The sequence below is a fragment of the Proteus vulgaris genome (genome assembly GCF_016647575.1).
Lineage (GTDB): Bacteria > Pseudomonadota > Gammaproteobacteria > Enterobacterales > Enterobacteriaceae > Proteus > Proteus mirabilis_B.
In genome coordinates, this window is record NZ_CP032663.1 from 1,036,657 (window position 1) to 1,050,526 (window position 13,870).

Consider the following 13,870-nt stretch of genomic DNA (forward strand, 5'->3'; position numbering starts at 1 on the left):
GTAGTTAATCTATTTAGTTAATTTATATAGTATTACCAGCGATAATTCATAGTTGCTGTCATTGTCCTGCCAATACCATAAAAACAAGCAGTATCACCAGCACAAGATGCAACATAATGTTTATTCGCAATATTATTCATATTAAGCTGAATTTCAGCACCTTTTAAAGAAGGTGATAGCTCACCTAATGAATAACCAATCATCGCATCGTAAAGAGTCACAGCAGGTACACTAACTGTATTTTTGGTATCACCTTGAGATACACCTACATATCTCACACCAACACCTGCTTTAGCACCATTAAATAGCCCAGATGTTTCATCATATTGACCCCAAAGTGATGCCATATGCTTAGGAACTCTAGGGAGTTCTTTTCCTTGTGTTCCCGCAATAATGGTTTTTCTTACTTCAGTATCGGTATAAGCATAACTGCTGATAAATGAAATATTTTCAGTTAATTGGCTATTAATTTGAGCTTCAACACCACGGCTTCTAATTTCACCGACCGGTTCAAAATACGCTTTTTCAGCATTGTAGTTGGTCACATTACGTTGTTGTAATTGATAAACAGAGAGTGTTGCCAATGTTTGCTCATTTGGTGTGAGGTATTTTATTCCAGCTTCTAATTGACGGCCTTCACTAGGCTCAAAAGGCGCACTTCCTGGTGCTCTGCGAGTTTGTAAATTAGGTTCAAACGAGGTGCTATAACTAATATATGGCGAAATACCATTATCAAAAGCGTATAAAAGCCCTGCACGACCCGTTAACTTATTATCATCTTGTTGATCATAACTTTTAGCTAAGAAATCATGAGTACGAACTTGAGCCCAATCTTGGCGTAATCCTGCAAGTAAGATCCAATTTTTCCATTGGATCTGATCTTGTAGATATAACCCGATTTGATCACGTTTTTGTAGCTGATCGGTCGCAGGTTTTTGTAAACTCATATCAATTGGATAGTGATAATTAGGATCTCGCCAGTCAAGATCGTACTCTGAACCCATTGCTCGGAGCAAATTATCTTGATCTTTGCTCCACTGATAATCAATACCAGCAATCACAGTATGATTAAGTTTTGCAGTAGTAAAATCGGCTTGTAAACGAGTATCTATTCCTAAAGTATCTGTTTCACGCTGCTCTTGTTGCGCTCGGCGTTCAAGAACATAAGGGTTATCTTTTCTTAAAGAGCCAAATACAAGATATTTATATTTCTGATTAATATGGCTATATCGAGCATTTTGTACAATTTTTAGTAAATCACTAAATTCGTGTTCAAATTCATAGCCTATACCATATTGTTGACGCCATGATTTATGGTAATCGGGATTGTTAACATCAAAATCAAAGGGGATCGTACCAGCCGGAGTGCTTTTAACCGTACCATAAGCAGGTAAAAAATTACGATACCCAGCTTCAGGCTCTTGCTGAATAAAGCTTAATAGTGTTAAGCGAGTCTGTTCATTAGGTAAGAAAGTAATAGCAGGAGCAAGTGCAAAACGTTCTTCTTTATAGTTTTTTATTTGCGTGTGTTGTGTTTTTGCAACACCGTTTAGGCGGTAAAGCACACGATTGTCATCACTTAATGCACCTGAAAAATCAAAAGCAGTTTCCGCTAATTTATCATTGCCTGCTCGTACTTGAATATGGCGGATAGGGGTTGCTGTTGGTCTTTTACTTGTCATTGCAACAAGGCCACCCGGATTGACTTGACCATAAAGCACGGATGCTGGCCCTCTAACAACTTCAACGCGCTCTAATAACCAAGGATCAATTGCACCAGTTGATGATGAAGCGCCCATTCCATAACTTAGACCGTCAAGAAAACGAGGGGCATAACTGTATCCACGAATAAAAACCTCATCATTACGATTAGAACTTCCACGATATTCTGTGAAAACGCCGGGCGTATAACGTAATGCTTGAGAAACTGAACTGACATCTTGAGCGTCCATTTGATCACGCGTGATCACACTAATGGATTGCGGTGTTTTTTCAATTTCACTCGGTGTTTTATTTGTTGATAGCGTTTTTGTTGCCACAAAACCGGAAACAGGCGCTTGGGGATCTTGCGATGGAGATGCCGTAACAATTATCTTTTCAGGTATATTTTGATTGACGGCCGCATGAATTTGAACAGAGAGTAAACTTAGAGGTAAGGCGAGAAAGACGCTAGCAACGCAATTTTTATTAGACACAATAGAACCCTTTAGTTTTTTATTTTTTAACTTTAAATGCGGAAGCCATGAAAATATCACTCTGAAAACATTAATGCTAATGATAATGATTAGCATTCTATATATTTAATTTATTAAGATTTATTTTTTATTCCATAATGGAATAAGTGATTGTGGAATTGGCTATATGAGGAATAAATTATGATCTTTAAGGGAAATAGTGTGTGATTTGAGGGGATAATTTATTTCTTGGTGATAGCTTTAGGCACAAAAAACCCGCCAATTAAGCGGGTTTCATTATTAACATTAAAGCAAAATTATTTAGCAGGGATCGCTTTTAAAATTGCAGTTAATAATTGCCAGTATTGACCGACGCTCTTAACGTGAACGCGCTCGTCTGGTGAGTGAGCACCACGGATTGTTGGCCCAATAGAAACCATATCCATATCTGGGTAAGGTTTTTTGAACAGACCACACTCAAGACCCGCGTGGATAACCATGATGTTTGGCACTTTATCAAACAGTTGTTGGTAAGTGTCACGAACTAAATGCATAACAGGAGAGTCTGCATCTGGTTTCCAACCTGGGTAACCGCCTTTGGTTTCGATGTCTGCTTTAGCCAGTTTTGCTAATGCTGTCAGCATACTAACAACATAGGTTTTACCGCTATCAATCAGAGAACGAATTAAGCACAGGATTTCTACTTTATCGTCAACAATGCTAACAACACCTACGTTTAATGAAGTTTCAACAACACCTTCAACGTCGTCACTCATACGAATAACGCCATTTGGCATAGCATTAAGTAGGTTGATTAAGCGCTCTTGGCAATCTGCGGTGAAAACTTTTTTATCTGTTGTTGTATCAATTAATTCAACTTTCAGATTTTTTTCAGCAATAGCTAATTCAGTTTTTAACAGAGCTTCAAATTTCGCTTTTACTGCGTCTAGTTGGCTTGCTTTATCCGCTGGAATTGCAAAAACAATGTTTGCTTCACGAGGAATAGCATTACGCAGTGTACCACCGTGAAAATCAATTAATTTCAGTGATAATTCTTCTGCATGACCCGCTAAGAAACGCGCTAATAATTTATTTGCGTTACCTAAACCTAAATGGATATCACCACCAGAGTGACCACCATTTAATCCTTTCAGAACCAGTTGCTTAACAACGTGACCTGCTGGGATTGCATCGTAAGAAAGGCTTACTGTGGTTTTAACATCAATACCACCCGCACAACCCATGTAGATTTCGCCTTCTTCTTCAGAGTCTGTGTTGATAAGAATATCAGCTTGTAACCAACCTGGTTGTAAACCAAATGCTCCGTCCATGCCTGTTTCTTCAGTCATGGTTAGCAGGACTTCTAATGGACCGTGTTTAACAGTATCGTCAGCTAAAACAGCTAACGCAGATGCCATACCTACGCCATTATCAGCACCTAATGTAGTGCCTTTAGCTTTGATCCACTCACCATCAATGTAAGGTTGGATCGGATCTTTGGTGAAGTCGTGAACGGTGTCGTTGTTTTTTTGTGGCACCATATCTAAGTGTGCTTGTAAAACAACGGCTTTACGATCTTCCATGCCTTTAGTTGCTGGTTTACGAATTAAAATATTGCCAACTGCATCGCGCTGTGCAAAAAGACCTTTTTCACTTGCCCAAGAAAGAATATGGGAAGCTAAGGCTTCTTCATGATGTGATGGATGTGGAATCGAACAAATTTTTGCAAAAATATCCCATAGTGGTTGTGGGGATAGAGTAGATAGTTCAGACACGATGGATCTCCTCTAACAGCATCTGTGTTATTGATAGCCTACCGCTTTTTTAAGGGTTAGCTTTATTATTCTGAGCGTTATACGCCAATATAGTTGAGAATATCACTTTCTTCTGATGAATGCGTCATTCTATTCACATCTCTATCCAAGAAATTAGATCTCTATTTGCATTCATTTTTTATATAGTTCGTTTTTTAATCATAAAAAGACATTACAGAAAAAAATGAGGATAATCTCACCTGTTTTCACGTTTTCTCTGGTTTTTAGGCGCTCAAATCACTATAATCTCGCGCAACCTTTTTTTCCGCAAAAAAGCTTCTCTCGAAATTCAAGTAGCTAGGATCACAATATTATGAGCGAAAAATATGTTGTAACGTGGGATATGTTGCAAATACATGCCCGTCAATTGGCGCAACGTTTATTACCAGTCGAACAGTGGACAGGCATTATTGCTGTCAGCCGTGGGGGATTAGTCCCTGCTGCATTACTTGCTCGTGAATTAGGTATCCGTCATGTGGATACAGTCTGCATTTCTAGCTATGACCACGATCATCAGCGTGACCTCAAAATCTTAAAAAAAGCAGAAGGTGATGGTGAAGGCTTTATCGTTGTTGACGATTTAGTTGATACTGGTGGTACTGCTAAAGTTATCCGTGACATGTATCCAAAAGCGCATTTCGTCACTATCTTTGCAAAACCAGAAGGGCGTCCTTTAGTGGATGATTTTGTGGTTGATATTCCGCAAAATACATGGATTGAACAGCCTTGGGATATGGGTGTTGCCTTTATTCCACCTGTTTGCGATCAAAAATAAGTTGATAGCATTCGCTTTGCTGTTTTAATTGAGATCCTCGCTTAGGCGGGGATTTTTGTTTTTAAGCTTTTTTCTCTTCCTTTTAATGATGTCTTCGTGCGATTGCTTGTCGTGATACACATTGTTCCAGTCAATTTCATGCTATGATAAAGCCAGACTTTTAAGCCCCTTTATACGATATCCACTGATTTGAAGAGTGATATGGCAAACAATACGAATCTTTCTGAAACTTTATTTAAGCCACGAGCAAAACACGCTGAAACCTCAACGCTAATTCAGTATACCCATCCAAAATCGAATATTAATACCTATAGCGTGCTTAATGGTACGAGCCAACAAAATTGGTATCGAACTATTCAACGTTTACTGTGGATTTGGCGTGGAATTTCTCCTATTGAGATAGAAGAGGTGTTAAGCCGAATTGCGGTACAGGATGCCCCTCGTAGTGATGATAAATTTATTGATACTGTTATCGGGTATCGTAAAGGTGGTTGGTCATTTGAGTGGTCGCATCAAGCGATGATCTGGCAACAAAAAGCATTACGTGAAGAGTCTGGTGATGCCGCAGCAGATTGTTGGTTACAAGCCGCACATCTTTATAGTATTGCCGCATATCCCTTTATTAATGGCGATTTTTTAGCGGATCAAGCCGTTATTTTATCGATGAAAGCCTTTGAGAATGCGACGAAATTTTCTTCTTTTGAAGTCAAGAAACTGACATTTAAATTAGAAGGAAAAGGGACGACAACAGGTTTTCTACATTTACCCAAAGATTGTAGAGGCCCTTATCCTACCGTGTTATTTTGCGGCGGATTAGACGGCTTACAAAGCGATTATGTTAGCTTCTTCCGTGACTATCTTTCCCCTAAAGGTATTGCAATGTTAACTCTGGATATGCCCGCAATTGGTTATTCAGTAAAACAAAAACTAACGGAAGATACATGCCATTTACAAGGTGAAGTTCTAAAGCAACTTTCTGAAGTACCTTGGATTGATCATACTCGTGTTGGTGTGATGGGGTTTCGCTTTGGCGGTAATATTGCTGTGCGTTTAGCTTATATCTACCCAAAATTGATTAAAGGTGTTGTTGCCTTAGGTCCGTTGATCCACACTTTCTTTACCCAAGCTGAATTACAGAAAAAAATTCCTGTGATGTATCTTGATGTGTTAGCAAGCCGCTTAGGATTATGGAATATTGACGAGAATAATCTTCGATTATCGTTAAGCAGTTATTCTCTGAAAAACCAAGGTTTGATTGGGCGACGTATGCCTGTTCCTATGATGGGGGTTTATTGGAAAGGGGATGAAATGAGCCCTAAAGAGGATTCGCAATTAATTGCACGCTCCTCTATGGATGGTGACATTCTTGCTATTAATGATAAACCGCTTTATGAAGGTTTAGAGCTCGCGTTACAAAAAAGTGCAGATTGGATCTATGATAAATTAATATAATTAATTTTGAACAATAACTTGCTAATTATATTAGATTATATAACAGTAGAGTTTCTAAGGAGACTGAATTTATGACTTCATCTTTGAACCCTACCCGAGGTAAGTTATTAAAGCGTTTTGCTCAAATCGGACCTTATATCCGAGAGCAACAATGCCAAGAGAGCCAGTTCTTTTTTGACTGTTTAGCAGTTTGTGTAAATAAAAAAGTCGCGCCGGAAAAACGAGAGTTTTGGGGCTGGTGGATGGAATTAGAACGTAATAATGAACAGCTTATTTATCATTATCAAATTGGGCTATTCGATAAAAATGGCGATTGGCTCCATCAGAACATAAGTAAGAATGATGTTGTTGAGTCAATCAATGAAACACTTATTCGTTTTCATGAATTTCTTCAACTAGCTGTGAGTGAATTAGAGATGACACTCATCCCCGATGAAAAAATGAACAAATTTCCTCTTCCCATTCAGCCCTAATTTTGTGTTAGGGCAACTTTTCATAGATTTTGCGTTATGTCAGTTGGCATAACGCTTCTCTCCTGATAAAACTGTGTATTATCTTTTTAAATAATCAACAAGAATGGTAAATGTTATGAGTAGCAGCCAAACGCTGGTTGTTAAATTAGGGACGAGTGTACTTACTGGTGGTTCACGACGTCTGGATCAGTCTCATATTGTTGAGCTGGTTCGCCAATGCGCTAAACAACACGAAAAAGGGCACCGGATTATTATTGTTACTTCTGGTGCAATTGCAGCAGGACGTGAGTATTTGAATTATCCTGATTTGCCCGCAACTATTGCGTCAAAGCAGTTGCTTGCGGCTGTGGGGCAAAGTGCCTTAATTCAAGTATGGAAACAGTTATTTGCTATCTACGGTATTCATATTGGTCAAATGCTATTAACACGTGCTGATATTGAAGATAGAGAACGTTTCCTGAATGCGCGGGATACATTACATGCGCTGTTAGATAACCATATTATTCCCGTTATCAATGAAAATGATGCTGTTGCCACTGCAGAAATTAAAGTGGGTGATAACGATAACTTGTCAGCATTAGCCGCTATTTTAGGTGGTGCTGATAAGCTGTTATTACTAACGGATATTGAAGGGCTTTACACGGCTGATCCTCGTAGTAATCCAGATGCTAAACTGATCCCTGAAGTTTTTGATATCAATGATGAGTTACGCCAAATGGCGGGTGATAGCGTATCTGGTCTAGGCACGGGTGGTATGGCAACAAAATTGCAAGCAGCAACCGTTGCAGGACGCGCGGGTATTGATGTTGTCATCGCCGCAGGCGTACAACCTGAAGTTATTGCCAAAGTGATCAATGATGAACCTGTTGGAACATTATTTCATGGTTTACAAAGTCCATTAGAAGCGCGTAAACGGTGGATCTTTGGTGCGCCAATTGCTGGTGTAATAGTAGTTGATGAAGGGGCTGAAAACGCAATTAAAGAAAAAGGTAGCTCCCTTTTACCAAAAGGTATCAAAGAGATTAAAGGCGATTTCTCTCGTGGATGTGTTATTCGCATTCAAAGTTTACAAGGTAAAGATCTCGCTCATGGTGTTGCGCACTATAATAGTGATGCATTGCGTTTAATTGCAGGGCACCATTCACAAGAAATTAGTCAAATTTTAGGTTACGAGTATGGCAGTGTTGCTGTGCATCGTGATGATATGATTGTTAGCTAAGGAGCCTTCTGATGTTAGAACAAATGGGTAAATCTGCAAGAGAGGCATCTTGGCATTTAGCTCAACTATCAACAGAGCAAAAAAATCAGGCATTATTAGTTATGGCTGATTTATTAGAACAACAAGAAGCGTCAATTCTTGCAGCAAATGAAAAAGATATGCAAGCGGCTCGTGAAGCCAATATCAATGCCGCTATGCTTGATCGTTTATTACTTAATTCAGCACGTTTAAAAGCGATCGCCGATGATGTTCGACAAGTATGTCGTTTAGAAGATCCTGTTGGTAAAGTTATTGATGGCCGTATGCTAGATAGCGGTTTACGTTTAGAGCGTCGCCGAGTGCCATTGGGTGTTGTGGGTGTTATTTATGAAGCTCGCCCTAATGTTACGATTGATGTTGCTTCTTTATGTTTGAAAACAGGTAATGCGGCTATTCTTCGTGGTGGAAAAGAAACTCATCACACTAACCAAGCGGTTGTTGCTGTTATTCAACAAGCATTAAAAAAATGTGGTATTCCAGCTGGCGCTATTCAGGCAATTGATAAGCCTGATCGTGAATTAGTCGCTAAAATGCTAAAAATGGATGAGTATATTGATATGCTTATTCCACGAGGTGGCGCTGGGTTGCATAAACTTTGCCGTGAACAATCAACCATTCCAGTTATTACTGGTGGTATCGGTGTTTGCCATACTTTTGTGGATGAGAGTGCAGATTTAGAAAAAGCATTAACGGTTATCGTAAATGCAAAGGTACAACGTCCAAGCGCGTGTAATTCTTTAGAAACGCTTTTAGTACACGAGAATATTGCAGATCTATTTTTACCACAGTTAAGCGATGCTATGGCAGCTCAAAAAGTGACTTTGCATTCAAGTGAAAAGGCATTGGCAGGGCTGAAAAAAGGCGGAGCTACTGTTGTTGATGTGAAAGATGCAGATTATTGCGATGAATGGTTATCACTTGATTTAAATGTAGAAGTGGTAAGTGGTTTAACTGAAGCAATTAGTCATATTCGCTGTTATGGAACTGCACACTCTGACGCTATTTTAACGCAATCTATTGCTAATGCTGATCGCTTTGTTCGCCAAGTTGATTCGGCTGCGGTGTATGTTAATGCAAGTACGCGTTTTACTGATGGTGGACAATTCGGTTTAGGTGCCGAAGTTGCTGTTAGTACACAGAAATTACATGCTAGAGGCCCGATGGGATTAGATGCTCTAACGACCTATAAATGGATTGGCTACGGCGATAATACAATTCGTAGCTAATTGTTAATATGAATAAATAAGCCATACTTTTCTAAAGTGTGGCTTTATTTTTTTGTTACATCAGGTATGATATTTTATACTTTACAGCATGTAAATTTTTAATTACACCCCTAAAAGGGAACACACTATGGAGATAGTGCATTTTATGGATAGTACAATTTACCTTATCGGACCTAGAGGTGCAGGCAAAACAACAGTAGGTAAAGCACTTTCCCTCGCGTTAAATTATAGATTCATTGATACGGATGATTGGATAACTCAAAAATATCAACAAACTATATCTTCTATGGTTCAAGAGAAAGGTTGGGATTTTTTTCGACAAACTGAATCAGAAGCGCTCATCCAAGTTAGCCAACCTAATCAAGTTATCTCAACGGGTGGCGGTATGATTTTGGCAGTTCAAAATCGTGCTTATATGAAATCTTCAGGTGTTACTATTTATTTACAGGCATCTCTTGAAACTTTAGTTGAGCGTTTGTCCCAAGATCCGAATGAAGCACAAAGACCAAGTTTGACGGGGAAAACGTTAGTTTCAGAAATGAATGACGTTTTGGTTAAACGTGAACCTTTATATTTGCAATGTGCTGATATTATTGTGGATGCTGGATTACCTATTAATGAGATTATTGAGGCAATTCTCGCAAAATTCACGAAATAATTAAGAAGTCGTCTGATATAAAGGATAAAACAGGGAACATCTATTTTATTTTCATCACATCCTATTTATAGTAAGGCTAATTATAGCAAAATGAGATATGGATATGATGTTGATAGCGTTTTTTAAAACACTATTTAAATTCTTATTTAGAATAAGAATTGAAGGACTTGTTAATCAGTTTTCACAATATGAAAAATGTATAATTACACCAAATCATACTTCTTTTATTGACGGTATATTATTACGTTTATTCCTGCCTATTAATCCTGTGTTTGCTGTTTATACCTCTGTTGCTTCTGCAAAAACGACAAGATGGTTAGGTCGTTATGCCGATATCGTACCTTTAGATCCCGCCAACCCAATGGCTGTTCGTCAGTTAGTTAAAGAAGTAGATAAAGGTCGTCCTGTTGTGATTTTCCCAGAAGGAAGGATCACAGTAACAAATGGTTTGATGAAAATTTATGAAGGTGCTGCTTTTATTGCCGCAAAATCAGGCGCTAAAGTTGTTCCTGTTAGAATTGAAGGAGCTGAATTCAGCTATTTTTCACGAGTACGTAAAAGCTTACGAGTAAAATCTCAATTCTTTCCTAAAATCACCATCAAGGTACTTCCTGCTGTTGATTTACCGATGCCAAAAGCTGAAAAGTCTTCTGAACGTCGCCGATTAGCGGGTGAAGCCATGCGTGACATAATGATGGAAGCCATCATGCAAACGCGCCCTAATATCACGCTGTATGAAGCATTTTTACAGGCAATGTCTCAATATGGTCGATTTAGTCCGCTAATTTCTGATATCAATCTAAAAGAAGATTCTTATCAAGGGTTACTGAAAAAAACGTTAGGGATCAGCCGATTAATTGAGCGCTATACAGAGCCCAAAGAGCGTATCGGTTTACTGCTTCCAAATACAACCGTCACTGCGGCTGCACTATTAGGTGCAACAATGCGTCAACGTGTTGTGGCAATGCTTAACTATACGGCGGGTAGTTTAGGTGTACAAAATGCGATGAAAGCCGCATCAATCAAAACCATTTTTACATCACGTCAATTTTTAGAAAAAGGGAATTTATTACATATTCCTGAGCAAACCCCAGAAGCGAATTGGATTTATCTTGAGGATCTAAAAGATACTGTTACCAGTGAAGATAAACGCTGGGTCCTCAAACACCTAGTTACGCCACATAAAGCGATGTTACCGCAAGATGCAACTGATGCTGCTGTTATTCTATTTACATCAGGCTCTGAAGGAACGCCTAAAGGTGTTGTTCACAGCCATTCAAGCTTATTGGCCAACGTTGATCAAATTCGCGCTATTGCTGACTTTTCACCGAAAGACAAATTTATGTCAGCATTGCCGTTATTCCATGCATTTGGTTTAACCGCTTGCTTATTGACTCCAATTTGCTTGGGGGCACGCGTTTTTCTTTATCCAAGCCCGTTACACTATCGAGTTGTGCCTGAATTGGTCTATGACCAAAACTGTACGGTGTTGTTTGGTACATCAACTTTTTTAGGAAACTACGGAAAATTTGCCCACCCTTATGATTTTGCCAGAGTCAGATATGTGGTTGCTGGAGCTGAAAAGCTTTCTGAATCGACTCGTGTTTTATGGCAAGAGAAATTCGGTATTCGTATTTTAGAAGGTTATGGTGTAACAGAATGCGCACCTGTTGTTTCAATCAACGTGCCTATGAGTGCCAAAGCTCATACAGTGGGGCGTTTGTTACCCGGTATGGAAGGGCGTTTAATTCCAATGAATGGTATTGCCGAAGGCGGTAGACTACAACTACGTGGTCCTAACGTAATGATGGGATATTTACGCGTTGAATCACCTGAAAAATTGGAAGTCCCTGTCGCAACCAATGCTGAAGGTATTGACGAAGAAGGTTGGTACGACACTGGTGATATCGTTGCTATTGATAGTGAAGGTTTTTGTACTATTAAAGGGCGTGTAAAACGCTTTGCAAAAATTGCGGGTGAAATGGTTTCTCTTGAGGGTGTTGAGCAACTTGCACGTAAAGCATCTAAAGGTGAGCACGCTGTTGTGACAATAAGTGATAAACGCAGAGGCGAATCATTAGTCCTGTTCACAACAGATAAACAATTAGATCGTAGTACGCTGTCAGCATTGGCAAAATCGGAAGGTGTTGCTGAAATTGCTGTACCAAAGGATATTCGTTTTATCAAAGAAATTCCTGTTTTAGGAAGTGGGAAAACGGATTTTGTCTCATTGAAAAAACTTGCTGAACAGGAAAATAACTAATGTCAGAGAATATTAGCCAGCCTCCTTTAATGAGTAGAGGAATGAAAGCGGTATTGATATCGCAATTTCTTTCTGCTTTTGCTGACAATGCATTATTGTTTGCGATCCTTGCTCAGTTTAAATCGGCGCTTTACCCAGAGTGGAGCCAGCCTGTTTTACAAATGGTCTTTGTGCTGGCTTTTATTCTCTTAGCACCTTTTGTAGGACAGTTTGCTGATCGTAATCCTAAAGGTAGGGTTATGCTCAGTGGCAACCTTTTAAAATTCGTAGGTGCATTTCTTATTTGTGTAGGCTCAGACCCTTTCCTTGGTTATGCCTTAGTCGGCATTGGCGCAGCTGTTTATTCTCCTGCTAAATATGGCATTTTGGGTGAATTAACAGATGGCGAGCGTTTAGTTAAAGCAAATGGCTTAATGGAAGCATCTACCATTGCTGCTATTTTATTGGGATCAGTCATTGGTGGTTTGCTCTCAGATTGGAACATTGTTTTTGCATTAGGTGTTTGCGCGGCAATGTATGCCTTAGCGGTATTTGTTAACTTTGGTATACCTAAATTATCAGCAGCTCAAATTGGTCGTGGTTGGAACATTAAAAAAATGTTTATTCAGTTTCTTGAAGCTACACGTACTTTATGGGCTGATAAAGAAAGTCGCTTTTCTTTAGTGGGAACCAGCATGTTTTGGGGCGCGGGAGTCACATTGCGTTTCTTACTGGTTCAATGGGTACCTATTGCTTTAGGTATGACTGATAATACAACACCTACTGTATTAAATGCGATGGTTGCTATCGGGATCGTGGTCGGTGCTGGATTAGCTGCTAAATTTGTGACACTAAAAACAGTACGTCGCTGTATGCCTGCCGGTATTTTAATTGGTCTTGGTGTTGTTTACTTCTCATTGCAAACTTCAATTATTCCATCCTATCTAATCCTTATCATCATCGGTGTTTTTGGTGGCTTCTTTGTCGTTCCTTTGAATGCATTATTACAAGACAAAGGAAAGCACAGTGTGGGTGCTGGCAATGCTATCGCTGTACAAAACTTAGGTGAAAATACGGCAATGCTATTAATGCTTGGATTATTCTCACTGGTTACGAGTATAGGTGTCTCTGTCGTTGCTATTGGGATAGGCTTTGGTGCTATTTTTGCCTTAGCAATTGGTGGTTTATGGTTATGGGATTGCACCAGAAAAAAATCTTAAACAGTGAGATTTAGAATAGAGGTTAGATGAACCTTAATGATAAATTACGATGAAATGACCCACCTAAGTATTGAGGTGGGTAAAGCGTTAATTGAAAAGAAGAGTACGATAACAACGGCTGAATCTTGCACTGGCGGATGGATTGCGAAAATTATCACGGATATCGCAGGAAGTTCTGAATATTATCATCGTGGCTTTGTAACATATAGCAATGAAGCAAAGCATGAAATGATAGGTGTTGATGAGCAAACTTTGCTTAAATACGGCGCGGTGAGTGAAGAAGTTGTTCTTCAAATGGCTAAAGGGGCACTGATAACAGCTAATGCAGATTTTGCAGTATCTGTTAGCGGTATTGCAGGCCCTGGTGGTGGGAGTGAAGAAAAACCTGTTGGTTTAGTTTGGTTCGGCTTTGCAATGAAAACACCAACAGGTATTCAAACTACAGCAAAACACTGTATATTCACTGGTTCACGAGAACAAGTAAGAGCTGGTTCTGTTATTTTTTCTTTAAAATCAATCCTTAAAGAAATTATTAATAATTAACTTGATACTGTATGATTATACAGTATAATAAATTT

At 39.1% G+C, this 13,870-nt stretch carries 11 protein-coding genes; 9 read left to right on the forward strand and 2 right to left on the reverse strand.

The genetic code is table 11. The features are described from left to right. Window positions 1-32 precede the first annotated feature (32 nt). Together D7029_RS04760 and pepD are read right to left on the reverse strand one after the other, a co-directional pair. Window positions 33-2,195 (reverse strand): TonB-dependent siderophore receptor, encoded by a 2,163-nt coding sequence (locus tag D7029_RS04760; protein ID WP_194952000.1) that lies wholly within the window; start codon window positions 2,193-2,195, stop codon window positions 33-35. Window positions 2,196-2,491: 296 nt separating this feature from the next. Next, window positions 2,492-3,949 (reverse strand): beta-Ala-His dipeptidase, encoded by a 1,458-nt coding sequence (gene pepD, locus D7029_RS04765; RefSeq protein ID WP_075672395.1) that lies wholly within the window; start codon window positions 3,947-3,949, stop codon window positions 2,492-2,494. Window positions 3,950-4,301: 352 nt separating this feature from the next. Between pepD and gpt the strand changes: the two genes are divergently transcribed. From gpt to pncC, 9 genes are all read left to right on the forward strand, one after another. Further along, window positions 4,302-4,763 carry a xanthine phosphoribosyltransferase gene (gpt, locus tag D7029_RS04770; RefSeq protein ID WP_023580994.1) on the forward strand — a complete coding sequence of 154 codons (462 nt, stop codon included), beginning with the start codon at window positions 4,302-4,304 and terminating at the stop codon, window positions 4,761-4,763. Between the two features lie 201 nt (window positions 4,764-4,964). Further along, a complete protein-coding gene (gene frsA / locus D7029_RS04775; RefSeq protein ID WP_088493497.1) occupies window positions 4,965-6,215 on the forward strand; it encodes an esterase FrsA in 1,251 nt (416 codons plus the stop codon). A gap of 71 nt (window positions 6,216-6,286) precedes the next feature. Further along, window positions 6,287-6,688 (forward strand): sigma factor-binding protein Crl, encoded by a 402-nt coding sequence (crl, locus tag D7029_RS04780; protein ID WP_075672399.1) that lies wholly within the window; start codon window positions 6,287-6,289, stop codon window positions 6,686-6,688. 115 nt (window positions 6,689-6,803) lie between these two features. Further along, on the forward strand, window positions 6,804-7,907 hold the full coding sequence (gene proB / locus D7029_RS04785; RefSeq protein WP_036911879.1) for a glutamate 5-kinase: 1,104 nt from the start codon (window positions 6,804-6,806) through the stop codon (window positions 7,905-7,907). Window positions 7,908-7,918: 11 nt separating this feature from the next. Continuing rightward, a complete protein-coding gene (locus D7029_RS04790; protein WP_194952001.1) occupies window positions 7,919-9,172 on the forward strand; it encodes a glutamate-5-semialdehyde dehydrogenase in 1,254 nt (417 codons plus the stop codon). Between the two features lie 145 nt (window positions 9,173-9,317). Further along, a complete protein-coding gene (gene aroL / locus D7029_RS04795; protein WP_194952002.1) occupies window positions 9,318-9,830 on the forward strand; it encodes a shikimate kinase AroL in 513 nt (170 codons plus the stop codon). A 103-nt stretch (window positions 9,831-9,933) separates the two neighbouring features. Next, window positions 9,934-12,093: a bifunctional acyl-ACP--phospholipid O-acyltransferase/long-chain-fatty-acid--ACP ligase gene (gene aas, locus D7029_RS04800; protein WP_194952003.1), complete on the forward strand. Its 2,160-nt coding sequence runs from the start codon at window positions 9,934-9,936 to the stop codon at window positions 12,091-12,093. Continuing rightward, window positions 12,093-13,292 carry a lysophospholipid transporter LplT gene (lplT, locus tag D7029_RS04805; protein WP_194952004.1) on the forward strand — a complete coding sequence of 400 codons (1,200 nt, stop codon included), beginning with the start codon at window positions 12,093-12,095 and terminating at the stop codon, window positions 13,290-13,292. The genes aas and lplT overlap by 1 nt, the downstream gene beginning before the upstream one ends. Window positions 13,293-13,328: 36 nt before the next feature. After that, complete coding sequence (gene pncC / locus D7029_RS04810; RefSeq protein ID WP_194952005.1) at window positions 13,329-13,835, forward strand: nicotinamide-nucleotide amidase; 507 nt, start codon at window positions 13,329-13,331, stop codon at window positions 13,833-13,835. Window positions 13,836-13,870: the final 35 nt, after the last annotated feature.